Below are 24856 nucleotides of genomic sequence, written 5' to 3' on the forward strand. Positions count from 1 at the left end.
GTCTCGCTGTCGAAACGCGCGACCTCGGCGCCGCTGTCGGCGTCCAGCAGCCGGATGTGCAGGGCGGGCACCTGCCCGAACGTCCCGCCGTCCGCGGAGGCGGCCAGGGTGACGGTCTCGATGCCGGGCTCCACGCCGGCCAGGTCCACGGCGAGGCGGTCGGTCACCGCGCCGCCCCCGGGCTGCTTGCCCTCGTGGCGGACGGCTCCCGAGGGGTGCCGCGGCTGGTTGTAGAAGATGAAGTCCTCGTCGGACCTGACCCGGCCGCCGGAGAGCAGCAGGGCCGAGGCGTCCACGTCGGGCACTCCCGGGCCGGCGTTCCAGCCGATCTCGACCCGGACCGCGCGGGCCTGCACCGGGACATTCGAGCCTTTGAGCATCGTGGGCATCGTGGGTTCCTCCGTGGGGTGGCCGTCCTCGTTCCACCCGTACTCCGCCTGACGGCGCCCGTGGCGCGGGCAAGGCCCACTATGCCATCCCGGGCGGCGCGACCCCGGGGCCCCCTGATACAACATCATCGGGGACCCGCTCGGCGTTACTTCCGTATTTTCCGTAATTCCTTCGAATTGATCACCCGAGGTCACCCGAGGCGCGCCGAACCACGCGAAATGACCCGCTAATCGGTCTCCCCAACGACCACATGGTGGGCTTAACTTATGGGGCATGACCTCCCCGCGCCCCTACGCCGGTGGCTACGGCTCGCCGTCGTTCCCCGACACCCCCATCTACGACAGGCTGGTGGCCGAGCGGGGAACCCCGCAGATCGCGCCCATCAGGGTCCCGGCCGCCTACGAGCCGCTCGGATACGGGCAGGCCCCGGCCCTGCCCGCCCTCCCGGCGCTGCCCTCGGGCCCCTCCGCGCCGTCCGCCCCCCAGCCGCACCCGCAGCAGGCCACCGGGTACCCGGCGTACCAGGCCGCCGCCCCGCTGCGGCAGCAGTTCCAGGCGCCGGCCCCGCAGGCCGCCTCGCCCTACATCCCGCAGCAGGCCGCCGGGCCCCGGCCCTACCCGGGCCAGCCGGTCCCGCAGGCCGCGGCTCCGCAGCCGATGCGCCCCGCGGCGCCGCGGCCGTTCCCGCCCCGCCCGATGCCGGCCTCGCCCGGCGGCTACGCGGGGCCCTCGCCGACCTCCTACCCCGGCCAGGCGCAGGCCCACGCGCCCGCGGCGCAGGGGCACCCGGCGCCCGGCGCGCAGCCCTATCCCGCCCCCTCCCCCGGCTACTGGCCGGAGCGCGAGGGCGGGCGGTAACGACCGGGTCCGGGCGCGGCGGCGGGGCGGGGGCCCCGGGGGACGCGGCGGCCGGACGGATCGCTCACCTCGGACGCCGGCGTCCTCAGACGTCGACGTCCTCCAGGATGCCCAGGGCGTCGGGGACGAGGACGGCCGCGGAGTAGTAGGCGCTGACCAGGTAGGAGAGGACGGCCTGGTCGTTGATGCCCATGAAGCGCACGTTCAGGCTGGGCTCGTACTCCTCGGGGATGCCCGTCTGGTGGAGGCCGACCACGCCCTGGTCCTTCTCTCCGGTGCGCAGCGCGAGCACCGAGCTGGTGCCCTCGGGGGACACGGGGATCTTGTCGCAGGGCAGCAGGGGGATGCCGCGCCAGGCGTGCACGCGGGCGCCGTCGACCTCCACGGGCTCGGGGTAGAGGCCGCGCGCCGTGCAGGCGCGCCCGATGGCGGCGATGGCGCGGGGATGCGCCAGGAGGTAGCGGGTCTTGCGGCGGCGGGAGATCAGCTCGTCCAGGTCCTCGGGCGTCGGGGGCCCGGAGCGGGTGTGGATGCGCTGGCGCAGGTCGGCGTTGTGCAGCAGCCCGAACTCCCGGTTGTTCACCAGCTCGTGCTCCTGGCGCTCCCGCAGCGCCTCCACCGTCAGACGGAGCTGCTCCTCCACCTGATTCATCGGCTCGTTGTACAGATCCGCCACCCGCGAATGCACCCGCAACACCGTCTGCGCCACACTCAGCTCGTACTCCCGCGGAGACGCCTCGTAATCCACGAACGTCCCCGGCAGCACCGGCTCCCCCACATGCCCCGACGCCACACTGATATCCGCCTCCCCGCGCCTGTTCCGGGGCCGCAGGGGGCGGGCGGCGTGGGCGGCGAGGTGGGCGGCGAGGGCGGGCCGGCGCGCGGCGGCGGCGCGGACGGAGGACAGGGGCAGGGCCAGGACGGTGGCGCGGGTGAGGGTGCGCAGGGTGAACGCCCAGTCCCCGGGCGGCCCGGCCAGGGCGCCGTCGCCGGCGAAGTCCCCGCCGGCGAGCACGTCGAGGTGGCGCTCGGCGCCGTAGGGCCCGGGGCCGGTCCGGCGGACCTTGCCGTGCGCGATCAGCAGCACCTGGTCCACCGGGCGCCCGGCCTCGGCGACGACGGCGTCCGCGGGGTACTCGTGCTGGACGCAGGCCGCGGCCAGTTCCTCCAGGGCGGCGGGGTCGGACAGGCCGCGCAGGGCGGGCAGTTCCGTCAGCTCGGCGGGGATCACGGAGACGGCGGCCCCGGTGCTGACGAACTCGACCCGGCCGTTGCCCAGGGTGTGCGTCAGGCGGCGGTTGACCCGGAAGGTGCCGCCGCGCACCTGTACCCAGGGCAGGACCCGCAGCAGCCACCGGGGGGAGACGGCCTGGTTCTGCGGGGGCGTCTTGGCGGTCGTCGCCAGGTTCCGGGCCGCGGCGGTGTCGAGGCTGGAGGCGGCGGGCGGGGGCCCGGCGGGTTCGGGGGTGCCGGAGGAGGGGGAGACAGGGGGGTTCACGGGGCGGCGCCTTCCGTCGCGGTGGCCTGGCGGTGCGGTGACACGGTGCGGTGACAGGGGGAAGCCGGAACGCGGGCGCGCGGAGGGGGCGGGCGCCGGGGGCCCGCGCGCCGCGGGCAGGGGCGCGCGGCCCGCGGCACGGCGTCCGGAGCCGCGTAGGGAGGGCGCCTGGGTCGTCAAGGGGACGCGGGGCGGCGGCGGATCCCGGAAAGGGAGCCGGGGGGACCGGCGGCCGATTCCGCCCATTCCGGCGATGCCGCAGATTCCGGTGATGCTGCCTGTTCCGGCACTTCGCGTTGTTCCGGCACGTCGCGGCAACTCCCCTCGGACGCCGGCGCATTCCGGCGTGCGCGGGGAATCGCCGGGGCGCGCGGGGGGTGACCCGGGGGCCGCCCGCCCGCGCCCGGGGCGTTCAGTGGCCGATCTCGACGTCCTCCAGAATTCCGAGCGCGTCGGGGACGAGGACGGCCGCGGAGTAGTAGGCGCTGACCAGGTAGGAGATGACGGCCTGGTCGTTGATGCCCATGAAACGCACGGAGAGGCTCGGCTGGTATTCGTCAGGGATTCCCGTGCGGTGCAGCCCGACCACGCCCTGGGCCTTTTCCCCGGTGCGCAGCGCGAGAATGGAGGTCGTGCCCGCGGCGGTAACGGGCAGCTTGTCGCAGGGCAGGACCGGGATGCCGCGCCAGGCCGGCACGGCGTGGCCCTCCAGGTCCGTGCTGCCGGGGTAGAGCCCGCGGGCGCTGCACTCGCGGCCGAAGGCGGCGATGGCGCGCGGGTGGGCGAGGATGACGCTGGGGTCCTTCCAGACCGTGGCCAGCAGCTCGTCGAGGTCGTCGGGCGTCGGGGGCCCGGAGCGGGTGTGGATGCGCTGGCGCAGGTCGGCGTTGTGCAGCAGCCCGAACTCCCGGTTGTTCACCAGCTCGTGCTCCTGGCGCTCCCGCAGCGCCTCCACCGTCAGACGGAGCTGCTCCTCCACCTGATTCATCGGCTCGTTGTACAGATCCGCCACCCGCGAATGCACCCGCAACACCGTCTGCGCCACACTCAGCTCGTACTCCCGCGGAGACGCCTCGTAATCCACGAACGTCCCCGGCAGCACCGGCTCCCCCACATGCCCCGACGCCACACTGATATCCGCCTCGCCCAGGGCGTTGCGCTGCGCGGGGACGGCGGCGGCATAGGCGGCCAGGTGCTCGGCCAGCGCGGGCGAGCGGTCGGCCACGGCCTGGAACGCCTCGCGCGGCAGGGTGAGCACGGTGCCGCTGGTGAGGGCGCGCAGAGTGTGGGACCAGGTCCCCGGGTCGGGGTCGGTGAGGGCCGCCTCGCCGTGGAAGTCCCCGTCGGCCAGGACGCCGTGGTCGGTCTCGGTGTCGTACGCGCCGGGCCCGCGGCGCGCGAGCTTGCCGTGCGCGATCAGCACCACGGCGTCGGCGGGGGCGCCGGCCTCGACGATCACCTCCCCCGGGGTGAAGTCCCGCTGGACGCAGGCCCCGGCCAGCTCCAGCAGCACCGCCTCGTCCGTGAATCCTGCCAGCGCGGGCAGCTCGCCCAGCTCCGCGGGAATCACGCGCACCTCGGCGCCGGTCGAGATGAATTCCACGCGGCCGTTCCCGACGGTGTGCGTCAGGCGCCGGTTGACCCGGAATGTGCCGCCGTTCACCTGCACCCAGGGAAGTACGCGCAACAGCCACCGGGAGGTGATGCCCTGCATTTGCGGGGGCGTCTTGGTGGTCGTGGCGAGGTTTTTCGCGGCAGCCGTGTCAAGGCTCAGACGGGGGTGCGAGGTTTCGTTCGCAGGCGTCGGCTCGGTGGAAGTCGTCATGCGGAACACCGCCAATCTGCGGTCGTACAAGGGCCATTCGGGGGATCCCGCGACAGAAGCTAGAGGGTGCCAGGACGCGGGGCAATCACTCGAAAGTGGCGCCGGGCCGGGGATTCCGCCGGTAAATCCTGGGTATTGCGGCGGGACGTTCCTGCACCGCCCCGACAGGGCTCGCACGCAGCGTGTCGGATGCGGCACGCACCGTCATCTCCCCTCCAGGGAGCGCTCGAGCGCACTCGGGATGCGCGAACCTGCATGCACGGCGCGCGGAGTGGCGTTTCACTACGGTCTTTCCGCCGCAGCCCGGCGCGCTACGGTGGAGCGGCCAACTACGCGCGGAACGACGCGCGAAGAGGGCGCTCACGTCGTCGCACGAGGTTGGGGCACATCGGTTCCATGGCAAAGGGCTCGGTCCAGGTGACGCACTCGGGTACAGGCCGCTGGCGGCGGCGCACCGCCGTCTACGCCACGGTCACCGAGGCCCTGGCCGCCGCCGACGACGGCGACGTGCTGGTCCTTGCGCCGGGCACCTACCGCGAGAACCTGGTCATCGAGCAGGCCGTCACGGTCCGCGGCCCCGGCGGGGAGAAGGACGGCCCGGCCCGGATCGCGCCCGTGGACGGCGTCCCGCTGACCGTGCGCGGCTCGGCGACCGTCGACCGGCTGCGGATCGAGGGCCAGGACGCCACGGCCCCGGCCGTGCTGGTGGACGCGGGCAGCCCCGAGCTGCTGGGCCTGGTGGTGCGCACCGCCTCGGCCGCGGGCATCGAGGTGCGCGGCGGGGCCCGGCCCACGGTGCGGCGCTGCGCGGTGGGCAACGCCACGGGCACCGGCATCAGCGTCTCGGAGGACGCCGGCGGGCTGTTCGAGGAGTGCGAGGTCACCGAGTCCGGCCGGCCGGGCATAGCGGTGCGCGGCCCGGCCCGCCCGCGCCTGGAGCGCTGCCGGGTGCGGCAGGCCACGGGCGCGGGCCTGTCGGTCACCGGCGAGGGCAGCGCGGTGGACGCGGTGGGCTGCCGCTTCGAGGAGATCCGCGGCACGGGCGTGCTGCTGGCCGAGCGGGCCGCGGCGCACCTGTCCGAGTGCCGGGTGTCCGCCACGACGGGCGACGGGGTGACGCTGGACTCCGAGGCGGTGCTGACGCTGGCCGACAGCGAGGTGGCGGACGTTCCGGAGAACGCCCTGGACCTGCGCTCGCGTTCGGTGCTGACGCTGGTGCGCACCACCGTCTCCGGCTTCGGCCGCAACGGGGTCTCCGTGTGGGACCCGGGCAGCCACGCGGACGCGCACGACTGCGAGATCCACGGCTCCACGGGCGACTACCCGGCGGTGTGGGTCAGCGACGGGGCGACGGCGGTGCTGGAGTCCTGCCGGGTGCACCACGTGCCGGACGCGCTGTTCGTGCTGGACACCGGCTCGCGCGTGGACGTGGTGGACAGCCGGATCGGGGACGTGCGCGGCTCGGCGGTCTCGGTCAGCGACGGGGCCGCCGCCCGGCTGGACGCCTGCCGCGTCGAACGGGTGGGCACCGGTGCGTGGTTCCGCGACCCGGGCAGCGGCGGCACGGTCACCGGGTGCACGGTGGCGGAGGCCAGGACCGGCTTCATCGTCACCAAGGGCGCCGACCCGGAGGTGACGGACTGCACGGTGACCGGTCCCTCGGAGGCCGGGGCGTACGTCTCGGCGGGCGGCCGCGGCCGTTTCACCCGCTGCCGGATCACCGGCTCGCAGGGGTACGGCTTCCACATCATCGACGGCTGCCGCAGCGAGCTGTCCGGCTGCCGCACCGAGCGCTGCACGCGCGGCGGCTACGTCTTCGCCGAGCGCAGCCCGGTGCTGACCGACTGCCGCAGCGACGAGGCGGAGGGGCCGGGCGTGCGGCTGAAGTCGGGAGAGCCCGCGACGCAGCCGACGGGTGCCGCGCCGCCCCCGCCCGCGCCCGCGGAGCCGGAGCCGGACGGGCGGCCCGCGGAGGAGGTGCTGGGCGAGCTGGAGGAGCTGGTCGGCCTGGCCGGCGTCAAGCGGGAGGTGCGGGCCCTGGTGGACATGATCGAGGTGGGGCGGCGGCGGCGGCAGGCGGGACTGAAGGCCGCCTCGGCGCGCCGCCACCTGGTGTTCACCGGCTCCCCGGGCACGGGCAAGACGACGGTGGCGCGGCTGTACGGACAGATCCTGGCCTCCCTGGGGGTGCTGGAGCGCGGGCACCTGGTGGAGGTCTCCCGGGTCGACCTGGTCGGCGAGCACATCGGCTCCACCGCGATCCGCACCCAGGAGGCGTTCGAACGCGCCCGCGGGGGCGTGCTGTTCATCGACGAGGCGTACGCCCTCTCCCCCGAGGACGCCGGGCGCGACTTCGGGCGCGAGGCCATCGACACGCTGGTGAAGCTGATGGAGGACCACCGGGACGCGGTGGTGGTCATCGTGGCGGGCTACACGGCCGAGATGGACCGTTTCCTCGCGGTGAACCCGGGCGTTGCCTCGCGATTCTCGCGCACGATCACCTTCGGGGACTACGCGCCGGAGGAGCTGCTGAGCATCGTGGAGCAGCAGGCGCGCGAGCAGGAGTACGAGCTGGGCGAGGGCGCGCGGGAGGCGCTGCTGAAGTACTTCACGGCGCTGGACCGGGGCCCGTCCTTCGGCAACGGCCGGGCCGCGCGCCAGGCGTTCGAGGCCATGGTCGAGCGCCACGCCGGCCGCGTCGCCCGCCTCCCCGACCCGACCACCCGCGACCTCACCCTCCTCCTCCCCCAGGACCTCCCGGACGTTCCCTGAGCGCTGGCGTTGCCCGCCCGGCCGAACGCCCCTCCCGCGCGCGGGCGCGAGCAGACGGTGCCCACCGCGGGGACGGGCGGGCCGACACGCCCCTCCCGCACGCGGGCGCGAGCACCTCCCGCTGCCGGTCACGCCGCAGCCGTGGGCGCCCGCCCCGGCGAGGGGCGCCCCGCGGCCGGACGCCTCCGCCGCGCGGACCGCGCGGGGACCGTCCCCGCCGGAGCGGGCGGCGGACACCCCGCCGGATGCGCCCGGCAGCTCACCGGCCCTTCGGCCTGCCCGTCACCCGTGAGGGGCGCCCCGGCCGGCGGCCGGGCCGCGGCGGCGGCCGTCGCGGGCGCGCCGTCCTCAGCCGGCCGGGACGGCCGGGCCCGGGGCGGCCGGGTCGCCGGGCGGGGGGAACTCGCCGGGCGCGGCCGGGTCCCCGGGCGGCGGGTTCTCTCCGGGCCGGGGCCGCCCCTCGGGCAGGCCCTGGCGTGGCACCGCGAGGGGCCAGTCCGGGACGAGGGCGCGCAGCAGGGCCGTGCGTTCCTCGGCGAACGCCGGGTCGGCCGCGTAGTCGGAGTGGCCGCAGATCGGCTCGGGCAGGGGGTGGCGGTCGGTGCGGCCGTAGGCGACCGGGTCGGCCAGCGGGCCGCGGTCCACGCACGGGCCCTCGTCCCCGGGCCCGGAGGCCGGGCCGCCGATGGGGTCGGTCGCCCGCCACAGGTTCCGCCAGCAGGGCACGTCCCGGTGCAGCGCCCGCAGCGCGGCCGGGCCGAAGAACGCGGGGAACCACCGGCCGTAGAGCCGGGCCAGCGGCGATCCGTGGGTCAGCAGCGCGATCCGCTCCCGGGCCTCCGCGTCCAGTTGCCAGACCGCCGCGGCGGCCAGCACGCTGCCCTGGGAGTGCGCCGAGACGACCAGCCGGCCGCCGGTGACCCGCGTCCAGGTGGCCATCCGCCAGGACAGGTCCGGCACCGCGCGCTCGGCGTAGCAGGGGGGCGCGAAGGGGTGCGCCGCGCGCGGCCAGAACGTGCCGACGTCCCACAGGATGCCGGTGGTGCGCCGGGCGGAGGCGTCGCGGTAGGCGCGGCGGCCGGTGGCCATCAGCAGGAGGACGGCCGCGCCCATCAGCCAGGAGCCCAGGCCCTGGCAGGCGTCGGCCACGGCCGCCAGCGGCGCGGGCGCCCCCTCCGCGGCGCGGGAGGGGGAGTCCCCGGTGGCGGCCCCGGCCACGGCCCCCAGGCCGAGCGCCAGGCAGGCCCCGCTGATCCAGCCGATCAGCGCCGGCGCCTCGTCGGTGAGCCCGGCCAGGGCGACGGCCCCCGCGATGCGCCGGCTGCGCTCCGGCTCGGCCGGGCAGTCCTCGCCGGGGTAGGCGGCGCGCACGCCCGACTCCAGGCGGCGGCCCCGGCGGCGGGCGGTGACCAGCCCGGCGGCGGCCAGGCCCAGCAGGACGGCCAGCAGCAGCGGTATGCCGGAGGCCACCCAGCTCAGGACCAGCGGCGGCCCGGCGATGAGGGCGCCGGGCTCGCCCGGCGCGGAGGTGGGGTCCAGCCAGTCGGCGACGCGCTGGGCGACGCCGCCGGTCAGCACCCCGCCCAGGCCGCAGGCCATCAACGCCACGCAGGCGCCGCCGAGTCCGGCCAGCGCGCCGCGCTCGCCCCGGGGCGTGCGCCGGTGCAGGCCGAGCGCGGCCAGGCCCACGGCCACGGCGAGGGCGCCCTGCACGAGGAGGAGGACGGCGAAGAACGCCTGCGCCCCCGGGTAGCGGCCGACGGTCTCCCACTCCGGGCGGCTCCAGGCCGCGTGGACCGCGGCGGCCACGAGCACGGCGGCGGCGTACCGGGGCAGGGCGCGCGAGAGCGCCGGCTCCGGGCGTTCGTCCATGACCTCCTCGGTGCGGCCGTGCTGGGACTGCTGGGCCAGCAGGACGGCGAGGCCGGCCCCGGTGAGAACGGCCAGCAGCAGGCCGGCGGCGGCCAGCGGCCCGGAGCCGTCCGGGCCACGGTCCCGGTCCCATCCGGCGGCGAGCAGGGCCGCGGCCACGGTCAGCAGGCCGGCGGCGGTGTGGGCGGAGCGCAGGCGGGCGACGATGCCGCGGCCGTACCAGAAGCCGGGCAGGCTCAGCAGGGCGTCCTCGCCCGCGTCCGCCCGGGGGCGTGGGGGCGGCGAGGCGGACTCGTAGGCGCTCCAGGTGCGGCGGGAGAGCCACCACAGCAGGAGCAGCAGCCCCGCCGGGACCAGGGCCGCCAGCGCGAGGCGGCGCCCGGGCTGCGCCCACCAGCCGCCGCCGGGGGCGAAGGGGTCCAGCCACCCGGTGCCGGAGGCGCAGGCGGAGGAGCCGGCGCACTGCCAGGCGACCAGGTCGAGGCTGACGGCACAGGCCCCGGCCGCCAGCAGGACGGTCAGGGAGAGCGCGGTCAGGCGCACCAGCAGGTCGTAGCGGCGGTGGGCGCGCGCCGGGGCGGCCGCGGCCGGGCGCATCCAGTGGGCGAGGTTGGCCAGCATGAACGGCAGGAGCAGCAGCCACAGGGCGCGCGTGCCGTTGCCGGAGGTGAGCTGGGACCAGCAGTACGCCTCGCGCAGCGGCTCGCGCCCGGCGGGGCCCGCGCCGTCGGGGTCCCCGGCCTCGGGCCAGGCCCGGTCCTCCAGGTCGTCGGTGCGGCGGTGGATGCCGGCGGTGGCGTCGCCCGTCACGCGGGTGGTGCGGACGTCCTGGAGCATGTCCTGGTGCGTGGCCCCGCCCACGCCGTGCACCAGCAGCTCCACCACGGGCGGGCGCTCCGGCGCTCGCGCCCCCGCTCCCCCGCCCGCCCGCGCCGCCCCGTCCGCCTCGGGTGCCGCTCCCGCCGGCCCCGCGGTGCCCTGCCTCGTCATCCTCGACCGCCCCGGTTCCCTCCGGCCGGGCCGCTGCGCCCGGCGCCCGCTGCCCTGGTCATCTCCGCTGGGGAGCCGGCCGAACCGTGCCGCACGCGGCGCAGTCGGAGCATGACAGGATGTCTCACGCCGAGAGAGGGAGAGGCGTGAGCGACAACCAGAACCTGCTGGCCGGGCAGCGGCGCGCACTGATTCTGGAGGAGGTGCGGCGCCGGGGCGGGGTGCGGGTCAGCGAGCTGACGCGGATGCTGGGCGTGTCCGACATGACGGTGCGCCGCGACCTCGACCTGCTGGCCCGGCAGGGCTCGCTGGAGAAGGTGCACGGCGGGGCGGTGCCGCTGTCCGAACGGCGCACCCACGAGCCGGGCTTCGAGGCGAAGTCCTCCCTGGAGCCCTCCGCCAAGAGCGCCATTGCCCGCGCGGCGGCGGGACTGGTGAGCCCCGGCAGCGCGGTGGCCCTCTCGGGCGGGACGACGACGTTCGCCCTCGCGCGGGAGCTGCTGACGGTCCCGGGCCTGACCGTGGTGACCAACTCGGTGCGCGTGGCGGACGTCTTCCACGACGCCGCGCAGGAGTCCGGCGAGGGCGGGGGCGGGGGCTCCGCGCGGCCGGCCACGGTCGTGCTGACGGGAGGCGTGCGGACGCCCTCCGACGCGCTGGTGGGGCCGGTGGCGGACGCGGCGATCGGCTCTCTCCACTTCGACGTGCTCTTCCTGGGGGTGCACGGGATCTCGGTCGAGGCCGGCCTGTCCACCCCCAACCTGGCCGAGGCGGAGACCAACCGGCGCCTGATCCGCTCCGCGCGGCGGGTGGTGGTGGTCGCCGACCATACCAAGTGGGGCACGACCGGGCTGAGTTCGTTCGCCTCCCTGGACGAGGTGGACACCCTCGTCACCGACGCGGGGCTGCGCGGGGCGGAGCGCGAGGAGGTGGCCGGGCACCTCGCGGAGCTGGTCATCGCGGACCCGGCGGAGATGGCGGCGGCGGGGGACGACACGCCAGTGCGGCGCATCTCGTGAGGTGAGCCGCGCGCGGCCGTGCAAGAGTGCGGAACGAGGGCGGGCAGCGCCCGCCGGCCGCATCCATCGCAGGAGCAGTGAGCCGCCATGGTGATCCGTTGTGCCGAAGCCCCCGACCGTCAGCGTGCCGACTTCCACGTGGAGTTCCGCGCCGTCCCCGCGCGGGCCGGCCAGGTCTGCCGCATCGTCACCGCTCAGCTGCGGTACTGGCGGCTGCCCCAGCTGGTGGACTCGGCGGGCGCCGGGGTGGGCCGCCTGCTGGCCGACGTCCGGCGGCACGGGGGCTCGGAGCGGTCCTGCACGGTGGAGGTGCGGCTGCTGTGGGACCGCGTCGCGGTCGCCGTCCGGGACCACCGGCGCGGCGGCCACCCCGTGCCCGCGGTGGCCGCGGTCCGCGACTCCGGGGGCGTGCGCGCTCACCAGGACGAGCGCGGACGGACCGTCTGGTTCACCCTCCCGGTCCCCTTCCCCCCGACCCCGCCGGAGGCCCGCGCCCTCCCCCAGCCCTGGGCGACGCACGCCTGAGGCCGCGTCACCCGGCTGACGCGGCCTCAGGTAAGCCCGCCGCGCGGCCGGTGCGCCGTGCGGGCCCGCTCGCCGTCGGCCGTTCCCGGGACCCATTCCCGGGACCAGGCGGAACGTCCCGGGCGAAGCTCCTGCCGCCGCCTCGCCCGGGGGCCGCCCGGACACGGCCCCCGGGGGCGTCCGGTCCGCACTTCCGGCGGGCCGTCAGGCGGGAGTGGCCCCGCCCGGGGCGTTGCGGGGGCGGCGGGCGGTGAGGACCGCCAGGCGCGCGCGGTACTCCTCCGCCTCGATCTCGCCGGCGGCGAAGCGGCGGCCGAGCAGCCGCACGGGGCTCTCCGCGCCGCCGCGCCGGGCGAGGCGGCGGGCGGCGAGCACCGCCCCGGCCACCAGCGCGGCCCACATCAGCGGGAACAGCAGCACCCAGGGGCCGGGGCCGGGCCCGTCGAAGCCGTGTGCCAGGAACTCCATCTCGTCTCTCCTCTCCTCGGGGGCGGGTGCGCCCCCGAGGCACCGAGCCTCCCTCCCGGGAGGGCTCCGCGTCGTCGTCCCGGCAGCGGCTCCGCGGCTGCTCCGCGGGGAGTACGGGCGTTGTCAGTGGCGCCTGCCACACTCGCACACATGAACGATAAGGGGCCGGCGGACACGGGAGGGCGGTGGGCGCTGGCGGAGTACGCCGACGGCTCGGCCCGGGTCTGCCCGCTGGACGCGCGGGGCGAGCCCGCCGGGCCGGTGGAGGCCGCGCCGGACGCGGTGGCCGCGGTGCGGGCCAGGCCGGGGGTCGGCCGGTGGGTCTGGCGTTCCACCGCGGCGGTCTACCCGCGGCTGCTGGCGGCCGGCCTGCGCGTGGCACGGTGCTACGACGTGGAGGCCGCCGAGGCGCTGCTCCTCGGGCACGAGGGGGGCCACGGCCTGCCGCGGTCCCTGAGCGCGGCCTTCGCCCGGCGCCGGCGGCTGCCCGTGCCCCCGGACGTCCCGGCGGCCGTGCCGGACGCGGCGCAGCCCTCGCTGTTCGACGCGGCGCCCGTGCCGCTGCCCGCCGGGGCCGACGCGCTGGCGGCCCTGACCGAGGTGTACGCGGGGCAGGTGGCCCGCACGGAGCTGGCCGCGCACCCGGCGCGGATGCGGCTGCTGCTGGCCGCCGAGTCAGCGGGCACGCTGGTGGCCGCGGAGATGGGCCGCGCGGGGGTGCCGTGGCGGGAGGACATCCACCGGCGGCTGCTGGAGGAGCTGCTGGGCGAGCGCTATCCCGGGGGCCAGCCGCCGCGGCGGCTGGCGGAGCTGGCGGACGAGGTCTCCCGGGCCTTCGGCGAGGGCGTGCGGGTGCGCCCGGACCTCCCGGCGGACGTCATCCGGGCGTTCTCCCGGGCAGGGATACGGCTGTCCTCCACGCGGGCCTGGGAGCTGCGGGAGGTCGACCACCCGGCCGTGGCCCCGCTGCTGGAGTACAAGCGGCTGTACCGCATCTGGACCGCGCACGGGTGGGCGTGGCTGCGCTCCTGGGTCCGAGAGGGCCGGTTCCGCACGGAGTACGTCCCGGGCGGGACGCTGACGGGCCGCTGGACGACGAACGGCGGCGGCGCGCTGCAGATCCCGCGGGTGGTGCGGCGGGCGGTGGTGGCCGACCCGGGCTGGCGGCTGGTCGTGGCCGACGCGGGGCAGCTGGAGCCGCGGGTGCTGGCCGCGATCTCCCGCGACCCGGGCCTGATGGCCGCGGCCGGCGGCGCCGGGGACCTGTACACGGCCCTGGCCCGCCGGGGCTTCCCCGGCGACCGGGCGGCGGCCAAGCTGGCGCTGCTCGGCGCGGTCTACGGGCAGACCTCGGGCGACGGCCTGCGGCACCTGGCGGATCTGCGGCGCCGCTTCCCGGTGGCCGTGGCCTGCGTGGACGAGGCGGCGCGGGCGGGCGAGGAGGGGCGCTCCGTGCGCACGTGGCTCGGACGCACCTCCCCGGCCGAGCCCGACGCGGCGCCGGGCGCGGCGGCCCGCGCCCGGGGGCGCTTCGCGCGGAACTTCGTGGTCCAGGGCAGCGCGGCCGAGTGGGCGCTGCTGATGCTGGCCTCGCTGCGGGCGATGCTCACCGGCTTCCGGGCCGAGCTGGTCTTCTTCCAGCACGACGAGGTGATCGTCCACTGCCCCCGCGCCGAGGCCGACTCCGTCGCGGAAGCGGCCCGCACGGCGGCCGACGCCGCCGGCCGCCTCACCTTCGGCCCCACCCCCGTCCGCTTCCCCTGCGCCACCTCCGTGGTCGACTCGTACGCGGAGGCGAAGTGAGACCCCGTGCGGGGGGCGTGCCCGCCCCGGCGGGCGGGCACGCCCCCCGGGGCCCGGCGCGGGCGGGGGCGGCGCGGCACCCGTCGGCTGCGTCGCGGGCTCTCCCGACTTCAGCCGCACACCCGGCCCCTCCGCCTCGTCGCTGCGGCAGTCGGTCAGCACCGGGCCGCACTCGGCTCGGGGCAGGTTCCGCGGCGGGCCGGTCGGTCGGCGCCGGCCGGGCCCGCGCACGCGGCGACGCCCGCCCCGGACGGGCGCGCTACGCGATGTAGCCCTGTGGGGTCGCGCCCGTCGTGGCCGTGCCGGTGGCGACCGCGTGGGCGGCGGCCGCGAGGCGTTCGGCGGCTGCCGCGGCGAGGGGGCCGGCGACGGTGAAGGGGATGCGGACGTAGCCCTCGAACGCGCCGTCCAGGCCGAAGCGCGGGCCCGAGGGCACGCGCACGCCCAGGCGTTCGCCCGCCTCGGCGATGCGGGAGCCGGAGAGGCCGCCGGTGCGCACCCACAGGGTGAGCCCGCCCCCCGGCACCTCGAACTCCCAGGAGGGGACGTGCTCGCGGAGCGCCGCCACGACCGCGGCCCGGCTCTCCCGGATCTCGGCGCGGCGCTGCTCCGTGGCCTGCTCCCACCCGCCCGAGGTCATCAGCCAGCTCAGGGCCAGCTGCTCCAGCACCGGGCTGCCCAGGTCCGCGTAGGCGCGGGCGGCGACGAGGCTGCGGATGACCTCGGGCGCGGCCCGCACCCAGCCGATCCGCATCCCGGCCCAGAAGCCCTTGCTGGCCGAGCCGACCGTCACCACCCCCGCCCCGCCGTGGTCGAACGCGCTCACGGGCCGCGGCTGTGCGCCCGGCGGGAGGTCCAGGGCGAGATCGGTCATGGACTCGTCGACCAGCAGGACCGTGCCCGAGGCCCGCGCGGCGGCCACCAGCTCCCGGCGGGCCTCCTCGCCGGCCAGCGCGCCGGTGGGGTTGTGGAAGTCGGCGACGACGTACGCGATGCGCGGCGCCGCCTCCTTGAGCACCCGCCGCCAGGCGGGCAGGTCCCAGCCGGCCAGCCCCTCCCCCATCGGCACCGGCACGAGCCGGGCCCCGGCCTCCCGCATCAGCTGGAGGGCGTTGGCGTAGGAGGGGTGCTCCACGGCGACGCGCTCCCCGCGCGGTGCGAACAGGCGGCAGATCGCGGCGATGGCCCCCATCGCGCCGGTGGTGACCATGATCTGCTCGGGCATGGTGGGCACGCCCCGCGCGGTGAACCGGTCGGCCAGGGCCTGGCGCAGCGCGGGCAGCCCGTAGGGGAAATCGCCGTGCGTGCGGGCAGCCGGGGGCAGCGCCTCCAGCGCGGCCCGGCAGGCGCGGGTCAGCCACGGCTCGGGGGCGGGCAGCGCGGCGCAGCCCAGGTCGATGACCGAGCCCGCCGCCTCGGGCGGCAGCGGCTCCAGCCCCCGGGAGGGCATCGGGCGCCCGGCGGGCACGGCCGTCCAGCTGCCCGATCCGCGGCGGGACTCCAGGAAGCCGTCGGCGCGCAGCGCCTCGAACGCGGCGGCGACGGTGGTCCGGCTGACGGCGAGCGCCCCGGCCAGCTCCCGCTCGGCGGGCAGCCGCGCCGCGACGGGCAGGCGGCCCTCCAGCACCAGCAGCCGCACGCCGTCCGCCAGCGCCCGGTAGGCGGGGACCCGGGGCGCGCCCGGCCCGCCGCCCGTCCCCGCCCGGGGGCCGAGCAGCCGGGCGAGCTGCCCGGCCCCGACCGTCGAGGTCCACTGCGCCATGAAAGGAATCCACCTTCCGCCGATTGGATCTGGATCCGCCCACCGACCGGGCCACAGGGTGGCACGAGGCGGGCCACCCGCGCCACCCGCGCCCTGCCGAGACATGCGGACACCACGCCACGAGGAGGGACCCGGGATGAAGCGCCGGCTGCCGCGCCGCCTCGCCCAGCTCTACGTCGGCCTGCTGCTGTACGGCGCGAGCGGCGCGCTGATGGTCAGGGCGGGCCTGGGTCTGGATCCCTGGGACGTCTTCCACCAGGGCGTGGCCGGGCACACCGGCCTGTCCATCGGCTGGGTGCTGAACCTGACGGGCGCGGCGGTGCTGCTGCTGTGGATACCCCTGCGCGAACGGCCGGGGCTGGGCACCGTCTCGAACGTCCTGCTGATCGGCACGGCGATGGACGCCACGCTGGCGGTGGTGCCGGACGTGCGCGCCCCGGCCGCGCAGGTGCCGCTGATGCTGGGCGCGGTGGCGCTCAACGGGGTGGCCACGGGCCTCTACATCGCGGCCCGCTTCGGCCCCGGGCCCCGGGACGGCCTGATGACCGCCCTGCACCGCCGCACCGGGCGTTCCCTCAGGCTGGTGCGCACGGGCATCGAGGTGGCGGTGCTGGCGGCGGGCATCCTGCTGGGCGGAACGGCCGGGGTGGGCACCGTCGTGTACGCGCTGGCGATCGGGCCGCTGGCCCAGTTCTTCCTGCGGCTGTTCGCCATCCGGGAGAATGATTCCGGAATGGATTTCAACCACCGGCGGCGGCGGGGTATTCTACGCCTTCGGTCCCGCCGGATGGACCGTTACCCCGAGCCATCCTGTGCGGACGCCGGGTGACATCTCCAGCCAGATGTGACAAACCGGACGCCGGTGGGTACTAAAGGGGCGGTACGACGGGCGACGCATGACCTGCAACGGGAATCTTCACCGCCGACCGGACGTTGACCTGATTGATGACGACAGCGACACCTGTCCTGTGGGCGACCAGCCCGGGAGGCACGATTCATGAGTGAGCGAGCTCTGCGCGGCACGCGGCTCGTGGTGACCAGCTACGAGACGGACCGCGGCATCGACCTCGCGCCGCGTCAGGCGGTGGAGTACGCATGCCGTAACGGCCATCGGTTCGAGATGCCGTTCTCGGTGGAGGCCGAGATCCCGCCGGAGTGGGAGTGCAAGGTATGCGGTGCCCAGGCCCTCCTGGTGGACGGGGAGGGGCCCGAGGAGAAGAAGGGCAAGCCCGCGCGTACGCATTGGGACATGCTGATGGAGCGGCGCACCCGGGAGGAGCTGGAGGAGGTCCTGGCCGAGAGGCTGGCGGTCCTGCGCTCCGGAGCGATGAACATCGCGATCCATCCGCGGGACAGCCGCAAGACCGCCTGACGGCGGCGCGAGGGACGACGAGGGCCGGGTCACTCACGTGACCCGGCCCCCCTTTTTTTGCCCTTTTTGCTTGGGCCTTCCGGCCAGGCGCACATCCCGGCCCGGGGGCCCGGCGCCTCCGCACGGCCGCCGGTGGGACCGTTCAGCGCGGGTGCCGCCCGGGGTCGTCCTCCCCGGGGTCGTCGTGGACGACCTCGCCGGGGACCACGCGGCCGTTCGGGGGGGTCGGGCCGCGGCGGCGGGCGGCTTCGTCGAAGGCGGCGGTCAGCGGGCCGGCGCGGCGCTCGACGTAGCGGGCCGCGCCCCGGCGCAGCAGGGCCGCCGTGGGCGGGAAGAGGCACAGCAGCCCCAGCACGTCGGACAGCAGCCCCGGCACCATCAGCAGCAGGCCGCCCAGCATCGTCAGCGCCTGGCCCCCGCCGGGCCGCGGCCCCGCCCCGGAGCGCACGCTCTCGGCGAGGCGCTGCCACGCGCGTTGCCCCGCCCGCTTGATCACCACCGCGCCGAGCACCACGCCCGCCGCCAGCAGCAGGAAGACGGTCAGCCCGCCGGCCGCCTCGCCGAGGGCGAGCAGCAGCCAGATTTCCGCCACGGCCCAGGCGGCGATCGCCAGGGGGAAGAGGGCCCACGGGCCGCGCCGGGGGCGCCGGGCCCGGTACGGGTGCGCACCGCCGGTCGTCATGGATCAAGTGTGCCTGGTGCCGCCGCGTTTCCCGAATCGGGCGGACAGGCCCCAGGCCGTGACCCGCCACAGCGCCTCGGCCACGATCTCCCGGCTCATCTTGCTGTCGCCGTGCTCGCGCTCCACGAAGGTGATCGGCACCTCCACCACGCGGTGCCCGGCCCGCACCACCCGGTGCAGCACGTCCACCTGGAAGCAGTACCCCTGCGACTCGACGTCCTCCAGCAGGTCGCTGTCCAGCACGTGCCGGCGGAACGCCCGGTAGCCGCCCGTCACGTCCCGGATCGGCAACCCGAGCAGCAGGCGGGAGTAGGCGCTGCCGCCACGGGAGATCAGCTCGCGGCGCCGGGGCCAGTTGACGATCCGGCCGCCCGGGACCCAGCGCGAGCCCAGCGCCAGGTCGGCGTCGGACAGCGCGGTCAGCAGCCGCGGCAGCTCCTCGGGGCGGTGCGAGCCGTCCCCGTCCATCTCCACCAGCACGTCGTAGCCGCGCTCCAGGCCCCAGCGGAAGCCGGCCACGTACGCGGCGCCCAGGCCCTCCTTGCCGGCCCGGTGCAGGACGTGGACCTGGCCGTCCTCGTCGGCGATCTCGTCGGCGATCTTGCCGGTGCCGTCCGGGCTGTTGTCGTCGGCGACCAGGATGTCGCAGGACGGCACGGCGGCCCGGACGCGGCCGATCAGGGGCTGGATGTTGTCGGCCTCGTTGAAGGTCGGCACGATCACCAGCACCCGGCCGGGGCCACGGCCGGCGCTCCGCTCGCGTTCCGTCACCCGGCTTGCTCCTCGTGCTCGGGCCGCGCGGCCCGCGCGGCGCGTTCCTTGCCCGCCACCCACGCGCAGGCCAGCAGGCCGAGGACGGCCAGGACCCACTCGGGGGCGGCTCCCACCCGGTCGGCGAGGGTCCGCCCGTCCCGCAGCGGCAGCTCGGCCAGCAGCACGTCCTGCACGAACTCCTCCGTGCGCTGCTCGATCGTCCCGTCCGGCGCGACGACGGCGCTGATGCCGCTGGTCGCCGCGGTGACGACGGCGCGGCCGTGCTCCACGGCGCGCAGCCGGGACATGGCAAGCTGCTGCTCGGGCTGGCCGGTGCGGCCGTAGGTGGCGTTGTTGGTCTGGACGACCAGGGCGCGCGCCCCGGCGTTGACGGTGTCGCGGACGATCCCGTCGTAGGCGACCTCGAAGCAGATGACGTCCCCGAGACGGGCGGGGCCGATGTCGAGGACGCCCGGCTCGTCGCCCGGCCAGAAGTCGCGCGGGACGCGCTCCAGGCGGCTGATCACGGCGCTGAGCTGCTCCCGGAAGGGCACGTACTCGCCGAAGGGCACCGGGTGCTGCTTGGTGTAGTGCTCGCCGGGCCCGGTCTCGGGGTGCCAGACGATGCCCTGGTTCTCGACGTAGCCCTCCTCGGTGGGGTGGTGGACCAGGGTGCCGACCAGGACCGGCACGCCGATCGCCTCCACCGCCCGCTCGATGGCCGCGCGCGCCTCGGCGTCGCGGAAAGGGTCGAGGTCGGAGGAGTTCTCGGGCCACAGCACGAGGTCGGGACGCTCCACGCGGCCCGCGTCGACGTCGGCGGCGAGGTCGAGGGTGGCCTCGACGTGGTTGTTGAGGATCATCATCGGGCGGCCGAGGAAGTCCATGCCGGGCTGCTGGACGTTGCCCTGGACCACGGCGACCGAGGCGGTGTCGGCGGCTGCGGTGGGCACCGGGACGGCGTACCCGGCGGCGGCGAGGGACACGGCCAGCGCCAGGGCGCCCCCGGCCGGCACCAGCGCCGGGCGGGCCCCCGTCGCCGGGGCGCCGCGGCGGGTGAGGCGGGCGGCGGCCGGGGGCCACAGGCGCAGGGCCGCCCAGGCGAGCAGGGCGCCGGAGAGGGCCACGGCGAACGTCACCAGCGGGGCGCCGCCGAGCGCGGCCAGCGGCGTGTAGGGCGTGGCGGTGTTGGCGAAGGCCAGGCGGCCCCAGGGGAAGCCGCCGAAGGGCACCCGGTCGCGGGCCCACTCCTGGGCCACCCACAGGCAGGCGGCCCACAGCGGCCAGCCGGGCAGCCGGGAGGTGAGGGCCAGGCCGGCGCCCATCGGGACGAAGAACAGCGCCTCGACGAGCGAGAGGCCGACGACGGTGTCCCAGCCGATGACGTTCAGCCACTTCAGCAGGCCGACGAAGAAGGGGAGGCCGAGGGCGAAGCCGAGCCAGGCGCCCTGCTTCGCGGTCCGGCCGCGGGTCAGGAGCGAGAGGGCGGCCACCGCGACCAGCGACAGCGGCCACAGGTCGTAGGGCGGGAACGCGGCGGCCAGGGCGAGTCCGGCCCCGGCGGCGGTCAGCGAGACGCGCCAGTGGCGGCGCCCGGCGGCGGCGAGGCGGCGCGTGCGGCCGGGCCTGCGGGGCCGCCGCGGCGGGGCGGTGTCCGGACCGGGCGGCGGGACGGGGTCCGGGCCGTCGGCCGGTGCGTCCGCGGCGGCACCTGAGAAGGTCGTCTCGGGGCCCGATGGCACGGTCGTGGCCTCTCCTCGGATCGCGGAGCGTTCGATGACCGAACGACCGTACCTCGTCGGCGGCCCGGGAGGACACGTGCGGGCTGCGGATCGGGACCCGGCGCCCTTCGGTCCGACCCGGGGCCCGCTGGCTGCGGGCCGACCGAAGGCCGTTGTCTACTGAGCGTCCGGGCCCCGCCCGGGGTCGCACCAACCGACCGGACGAGGCCTTCCGCCCCCGTGCCGCAGGCACTGGACCTGGCTCCCGCTGGCGGCGTGCCGGTTCCTGGCGCCCCGCCCTCTGGCCCAGCAGCGTTCGACGACTGCGCGGAGGAAGCGCCGGCCGGACGTCCTGTGGTGGACCCGGCCGAACCTACCGGTCCGTGGCGGTCGGCTGTCAACAGCCGTCCGACCAGGGGTTTTGCGTCAAAGCGGCAGGTCAGTGCCACGCGGTGGCGGCGGGCCGGCGATCACGAGGCACGTCGTTCGGCCGTATCCGTACGCCGGTGATCACTCGTTCGGCCGCTCGTACACCGTGCGACCCGCGACGACCGTGCGCAGGCAGACGGGGAGCGGCGAGCCGGGGTCGAGGGCGGGCAGGCCGGGCGTGCCCGAGCGGGGGTCGGTGGACCAGCGGGCGACGCGGTCGTCGGGAGCCTGGACGACCAGGTCGCCGGTGCGCCAGACCGCGTAGTCGGCCGGGGCGCCGGGGACCAGCACGCCGCCGTCGTCCCGGCCGGCGGCGCGCCAGCCGCCGCGGGTGTGGGCGGTGAACGCGGCGCGCACGGCGATGCGGTGGGCGGGGGTGCGGTGGTGGGCGGCGGCCCGCAGGGCGCCCCAGGGGTCGAGCGGCGTGACGGGCGCGTCGGAGCCGAACGCCAGGGGCACCCCGGCGCGCAGCAGGGCGGCGAAGGGGTTGAGCCGAGCGGCGCGGCCGGGGCCCAGGCGGCGGGCGTACATGCCGTCGGGGCCGCCCCAGGCGGCGTCGAAGGCGGGCTGCACCGAGGCGGTCAGGGCGAGGTCGGCGAAGACGGCCAGGGCGGCGTCGGTGAGAAATTCGGCGTGCTCGACGCGGTGGCGCAGGGCGCGGACCCGGGCGGTGCCCAGGCGTTCGGCGGCGGCGAGGAAGCCGTCGGTGACGGCCGTCACGGCGGCGTCGCCGATGGCGTGGAACCCGGCCTGGAGGCCGGCCTCGGTGCAGGCGGTGACGTGGGCGGCGATCTCCTCGGGGCCCAGGTGGGCGGTGCCGGTGTGGGGGGCGTCCGCGTAGGGCTCGCGCAGGTGCGCGGTGTGGGAGCCGAGGGAGCCGTCCGCGAACAGGTCGCCGGCCGCGCCGACGGCGCCGAGGTCGCGGACGGCCTCGGCCTCCTTCGCGGAGGTGACGAGTCCGGCCCAGTAGCCGACGACGCGGGGGCCGGGCTCGTCGGCGGCGAGGGCGAGGAGGGAGGCCAGGTCCTCCTCGCTGGAGATGTCGGGGCCGGCGCACTCGTGGAGGGTGCCGATGCCCAGGGCCGCGGCCCGGGCGCGGGCGGCGCGCTGGGCGTCGGCGCGCTGGGCGGGGGCGAGGGCGGCGTCGGCGGCGCGGCGCACGGCGTGGTGGGCGTCGCCGGTGAGCGGCCCCTCGGGGTCGTAGCCGGGCAGGTGGCGGGCGCCGGGGACCAGGTCGAGCAGGGCGGTGGTGACCAGCGCGGAGTGGGCGTCCACGCGGCTGAGGTAGAGGGGCCGGCCCTCCGCCGCGGCGTCCAGTTCGGCGCGGGTGGGCGGGCGTTGCCCGGGCCAGGCGGTGCTGTCCCAGCCGTGGCCGGTGAGGACGGCGCCGGGCGCGGAGGCGGCGGCGTGGGCGCGGACGCGCTCCAGGGCGGCGGCCAGGGCGGGGGCGCCGCCGAGGTCGAGGCCGGTGAGGGCCAGGCCCGCGGCGGTCGTGTGCACGTGTGCGTCCGTGAACGCGGGGGTGACGAGCGCACCGGCGAGGTCGACCGTCTCGTCGGCGGTGGGGGCCAGGGCGTCGGCCGCGGCCTCGGAGCCGACCCAGGCAACGCGGTCGCCGGTCACGGCCAGGGCCGTGGCGAAGGGGTCGGCGGGGCTGTGGACGACGCCGCCGCGCAGGAGCACCGTGCGGCCGGTCGTGCGTTCCGTCATGCGGGCAGTCTTCCGGGTGGGGCGGGGACGGCTAGACCCGGGGGGGCCTGGCCTCGTAGGGGGTGGAGAGAACGACGGTGGTGCGGGTGGAGACGCCGGCCAGGGTGCGGATGCGGGCCAGGAGGTTCTCCAGGTCGGCGGGGGCGGCCACGCGGACCTTCAGCAGATAGTTCTCGTCCCCGGCGACGCTGTGGCAGGCCTCGATCTCGGGGACGCCGGCGAGGCGGTCGGCGATGTCGTCGGGCGCAGAGGGGTCGAAGGGCTTCACGGAGATGAACGCCGTGAGCGGCAGGCCGACGGCCTCGGGGGCGACGATGGCGGCGTAGCCGCGGATGACGCCGCGCTGCTCCAGGCGGCGTACGCGCTGGTGGACCGCCGAGGTGGACAGGCCCGTCGCCCTGCCCAGGTCGGTATAGCTCATCCGCCCGTCCGTGACGAGCAGCTCCACGATGCGCCGGTCCAGTTCCTCCACGGCTCCGTAACCTACCTGGCGCACCGGGGTGGCGAGGCACGGATTCCGCCCCGGAGGCTCGCGTGGGGGGCACGTTTTCGCAACGGTTGTGTGACGAACGACACAACGGGCTCCTCCGCGCCGGATCGGCCGGGCGATTATCCGCCGAGCGCGGCGGGAAGTGCTTGCTGTGGCCAACGCACCGTGCCTCCGAGGGGGATGCCCATGCGCACCGTGAAGCCGGAACTCGCCGCATTCGACGCCGACGGCGGCGACTTCGCCGAGGAGGAGCCCGACCCGGCGGCCCCCGCGCCGCTGCGGGTCACCTGCCCCGAGTGCGACCGGCCGATCGCGCTCGCCGGCCCGGGGCGGCCGATGCCCCAGCACGCCGTGTGCCCCACCCCGTGGGACCCGTTCGGCCTGACCGTGTGCGCCGGCTCCGGGCGGGCGGTCCGCGAGGCGGGGGCGGCCCCGTCCTCCTCGGTGGACGGGGCGGAGGCGGGCGCCGCGCTCGCGGTCCTGCCCGAGAGCCTGGACTGGCGCCTCCAGCCGTTCTCGCACGCCGCCTGGCTGCGGCAGGCGGCCTGACCCGAGAACGCCCGGCGCCCGGGGGCCCGCGACCCGCCGGGCCGTGACCGCCCGGGCCGTGACCGCTCAGGCAGCGGCGGCCCGGCCGGGAGCCGGCCCCAGGAGGTGGCGGGCTATCACGGCACGCTGGATCTGGTTGGTCCCCTCCACGATCTGCAGGACCTTCGCCTCCCGCAGATAGCGCTCCGCGGGGCGGTCCGCGCCCCACCCGGCCTCGCCCATCAGCTGCACGGCGTCCGTGGTGACCCGCATCGCCGCGTCCGTGCAGAACAGCTTGGCCATGGACGCCTGCGCGGCGAAGGGCTCGCCCGCGTCCCGCAGCCGGGCGGCGGCCAGGCACAGGGCCCGCCCCGCCTCCACGCGCGTGGCCAGGTCCGCGAGCAGGAACCGCGCCCCCTGGGAGTCCGCGTCCTCCCCGCCGGCCGCGGCCCGCTCCCGGGTGAACGCCAGCGCCTCCTCCAGCGCCGCCCGCGCCAGGCCCACGGCGCAGGCGGCGATGCCCAGCCGCCCGGAGTCCAGGGCGTCCAGCGCGATCCGGAAGCCCTCTCCCTCGGCGCCGATCCGGCGCGCGTCGGGCACCCGCACGCCGTCGAGGTGCAGCACGGCGGTGGGCGAGCCGTTCAGGCCCATCTTCCGCTCGGGCGGGGCGGGGTGGAGGCCGGGGGCGTCGCCCGGCACGAGGAAGGCGGTGATGCCGCCGGGGCCGGGGCCGCCGGTGCGGGCGAGCACGGTGTAGAAGTCGGCCAGGCCCCCGTGGGTGATCCACGCCTTGGTGCCGGTGAGGACCCAGTCCCCGCCGTCCCCGCCGTCCCGGACGGCGCGGGTGCGCAGCGCGGCGGCGTCCGAGCCGGAGCCCGGCTCGGAGAGGCAGTACCCGCCCAGGAGCCCGCCCCGCAGCATCCCCGGCAGGTGCGCGGCGCGCTGGGCGGGCGTTCCGCGGGTGGCCAGGGCGTGGCAGGCGAGGGTGTGGACGCTGACGCCCAGGCCCACGGTGAGGCGGGCGGCGGCCAGCTCCTCCAGGACGCGGAGGTAGGTCGCGTAGGGCTGCCCTCCGCCGCCGTGCTCGGCGGGCTGGGGCAGGGCGAGCAGTCCGGCCGTGGAGAGCCGGGCGAAGAGGGCGCGGGGGAAGGTGCCCGCGGCCTCATCGCGGGCGGCCCGGGGCGCGATCTCGCGCCGGGCCAGGTCGCGGACGAGGCGGAGCAGCCGCTCGCCCTCCTCGGGGCCGGGGCCGTGGGGTGCGGGGCCGTGGGTGCCGGTCGTGGATGTCGTCGCGGTCATCGCGTCCCTCCCTGGGTGCGGCAGGCAACACGCGGGGCCGCCGGGTCGCGGCGGTCCCCGGATCCAGCTTACGGAGCGACCGGGTCAGGA

At 77.0% G+C, this 24856-nt stretch carries 20 protein-coding genes; 8 read left to right on the forward strand and 12 right to left on the reverse strand.

Translation table 11 applies throughout. The annotated features are described in order from the left end of the window. Positions 1–380: TerD family protein (locus tag RM780_RS20965; protein ID WP_311632410.1), on the reverse strand; the 380-nt coding region annotated here is incomplete at its 3' end. Between the two features lie 283 nt (positions 381–663). Between RM780_RS20965 and RM780_RS20970 the strand changes: the two genes are divergently transcribed. Then, positions 664–1248 (forward strand): DUF6643 family protein, encoded by a 585-nt coding sequence (locus tag RM780_RS20970; protein ID WP_311632371.1) that lies wholly within the window; start codon positions 664–666, stop codon positions 1246–1248. A gap of 85 nt (positions 1249–1333) precedes the next feature. Here RM780_RS20970 and RM780_RS20975 read toward each other — a convergent pair whose 3' ends face one another. Further along, positions 1334–2746, reverse strand: coding sequence for a family 2B encapsulin nanocompartment shell protein (locus tag RM780_RS20975; RefSeq protein ID WP_311632372.1), 1413 nt, complete (start codon positions 2744–2746; stop codon positions 1334–1336). A gap of 412 nt (positions 2747–3158) precedes the next feature. After that, positions 3159–4571: a family 2B encapsulin nanocompartment shell protein gene (locus RM780_RS20980; RefSeq protein ID WP_311632373.1), complete on the reverse strand. Its 1413-nt coding sequence runs from the start codon at positions 4569–4571 to the stop codon at positions 3159–3161. A 396-nt stretch (positions 4572–4967) separates the two neighbouring features. Here RM780_RS20980 and RM780_RS20985 point away from each other — a divergent pair, with 396 nt between their 5' ends. After that, on the forward strand, positions 4968–7343 hold the full coding sequence (locus RM780_RS20985; RefSeq protein WP_311632374.1) for a right-handed parallel beta-helix repeat-containing protein: 2376 nt from the start codon (positions 4968–4970) through the stop codon (positions 7341–7343). Positions 7344–7691: 348 nt separating this feature from the next. Here the strand turns inward: RM780_RS20985 and RM780_RS20990 are convergent, their stop codons facing one another. Next, on the reverse strand, positions 7692–10205 hold the full coding sequence (locus tag RM780_RS20990; RefSeq protein WP_394813039.1) for a hypothetical protein: 2514 nt from the start codon (positions 10203–10205) through the stop codon (positions 7692–7694). A gap of 146 nt (positions 10206–10351) precedes the next feature. On the opposite strand from RM780_RS20990, the gene RM780_RS20995 reads away from it, so the two are divergent. Together RM780_RS20995 and RM780_RS21000 are read left to right on the forward strand one after the other, a co-directional pair. Next, positions 10352–11224 (forward strand): DeoR/GlpR family DNA-binding transcription regulator, encoded by an 873-nt coding sequence (locus tag RM780_RS20995; RefSeq protein WP_311632375.1) that lies wholly within the window; start codon positions 10352–10354, stop codon positions 11222–11224. A gap of 87 nt (positions 11225–11311) precedes the next feature. Further along, positions 11312–11749, forward strand: coding sequence for an ATP-binding protein (locus RM780_RS21000; protein WP_311632376.1), 438 nt, complete (start codon positions 11312–11314; stop codon positions 11747–11749). 204 nt (positions 11750–11953) lie between these two features. Here the strand turns inward: RM780_RS21000 and RM780_RS21005 are convergent, their stop codons facing one another. Next, on the reverse strand, positions 11954–12217 hold the full coding sequence (locus RM780_RS21005) for an SHOCT domain-containing protein (protein WP_311632377.1): 264 nt from the start codon (positions 12215–12217) through the stop codon (positions 11954–11956). A 150-nt stretch (positions 12218–12367) separates the two neighbouring features. Here RM780_RS21005 and RM780_RS21010 point away from each other — a divergent pair, with 150 nt between their 5' ends. After that, positions 12368–14020, forward strand: a complete 1653-nt coding sequence (locus tag RM780_RS21010; protein ID WP_311632378.1) for a bifunctional 3'-5' exonuclease/DNA polymerase — start codon at positions 12368–12370, stop codon at positions 14018–14020. A 259-nt stretch (positions 14021–14279) separates the two neighbouring features. Here the strand turns inward: RM780_RS21010 and yczR are convergent, their stop codons facing one another. Further along, entirely contained in the window at positions 14280–15782 is a 1503-nt protein-coding gene (gene yczR / locus RM780_RS21015; RefSeq protein ID WP_311632379.1) for a MocR-like transcription factor YczR, read from the reverse strand. Between the two features lie 136 nt (positions 15783–15918). Here yczR and yczE point away from each other — a divergent pair, with 136 nt between their 5' ends. Further along, the gene (yczE, locus tag RM780_RS21020; RefSeq protein ID WP_394813040.1) at positions 15919–16611 is read left to right on the forward strand and encodes a membrane protein YczE; all 693 of its coding nucleotides are present in this window, start codon (positions 15919–15921) and stop codon (positions 16609–16611) included. 168 nt (positions 16612–16779) lie between these two features. After that, on the forward strand, positions 16780–17154 hold the full coding sequence (locus RM780_RS21025; RefSeq protein ID WP_311632381.1) for an RNA polymerase-binding protein RbpA: 375 nt from the start codon (positions 16780–16782) through the stop codon (positions 17152–17154). 142 nt (positions 17155–17296) lie between these two features. On the opposite strand, the gene fxsA is transcribed toward RM780_RS21025, so the two are convergent. The 5 genes from fxsA to RM780_RS21050 form a co-directional block, all read right to left on the reverse strand. Next, positions 17297–17836 carry an FxsA family membrane protein gene (gene fxsA, locus RM780_RS21030; protein WP_311632382.1) on the reverse strand — a complete coding sequence of 180 codons (540 nt, stop codon included), beginning with the start codon at positions 17834–17836 and terminating at the stop codon, positions 17297–17299. Between the two features lie 3 nt (positions 17837–17839). Next, entirely contained in the window at positions 17840–18607 is a 768-nt protein-coding gene (locus tag RM780_RS21035) for a polyprenol monophosphomannose synthase (protein ID WP_311632383.1), read from the reverse strand. Further along, positions 18604–20331, reverse strand: a complete 1728-nt coding sequence (lnt, locus tag RM780_RS21040) for an apolipoprotein N-acyltransferase (RefSeq protein WP_311632385.1) — start codon at positions 20329–20331, stop codon at positions 18604–18606. The genes RM780_RS21035 and lnt overlap by 4 nt, the downstream gene beginning before the upstream one ends. Positions 20332–20820: 489 nt before the next feature. Then, a complete protein-coding gene (locus RM780_RS21045) occupies positions 20821–22449 on the reverse strand; it encodes an amidohydrolase (protein WP_311632386.1) in 1629 nt (542 codons plus the stop codon). 31 nt (positions 22450–22480) lie between these two features. Next, a complete protein-coding gene (locus RM780_RS21050) occupies positions 22481–22921 on the reverse strand; it encodes an Lrp/AsnC family transcriptional regulator (protein ID WP_311632387.1) in 441 nt (146 codons plus the stop codon). 204 nt (positions 22922–23125) lie between these two features. Here RM780_RS21050 and RM780_RS21055 point away from each other — a divergent pair, with 204 nt between their 5' ends. Beyond that, on the forward strand, positions 23126–23488 hold the full coding sequence (locus RM780_RS21055; RefSeq protein WP_311632388.1) for a hypothetical protein: 363 nt from the start codon (positions 23126–23128) through the stop codon (positions 23486–23488). 66 nt (positions 23489–23554) lie between these two features. Here RM780_RS21055 and RM780_RS21060 read toward each other — a convergent pair whose 3' ends face one another. Continuing rightward, entirely contained in the window at positions 23555–24766 is a 1212-nt protein-coding gene (locus tag RM780_RS21060; RefSeq protein WP_311632389.1) for an acyl-CoA dehydrogenase family protein, read from the reverse strand. Positions 24767–24856: the final 90 nt, after the last annotated feature.

This window comes from Streptomyces boetiae (assembly GCF_031845405.1).
GTDB classification, from domain to species: Bacteria; Actinomycetota; Actinomycetes; order Streptomycetales; family Streptomycetaceae; genus Streptomyces; species Streptomyces boetiae.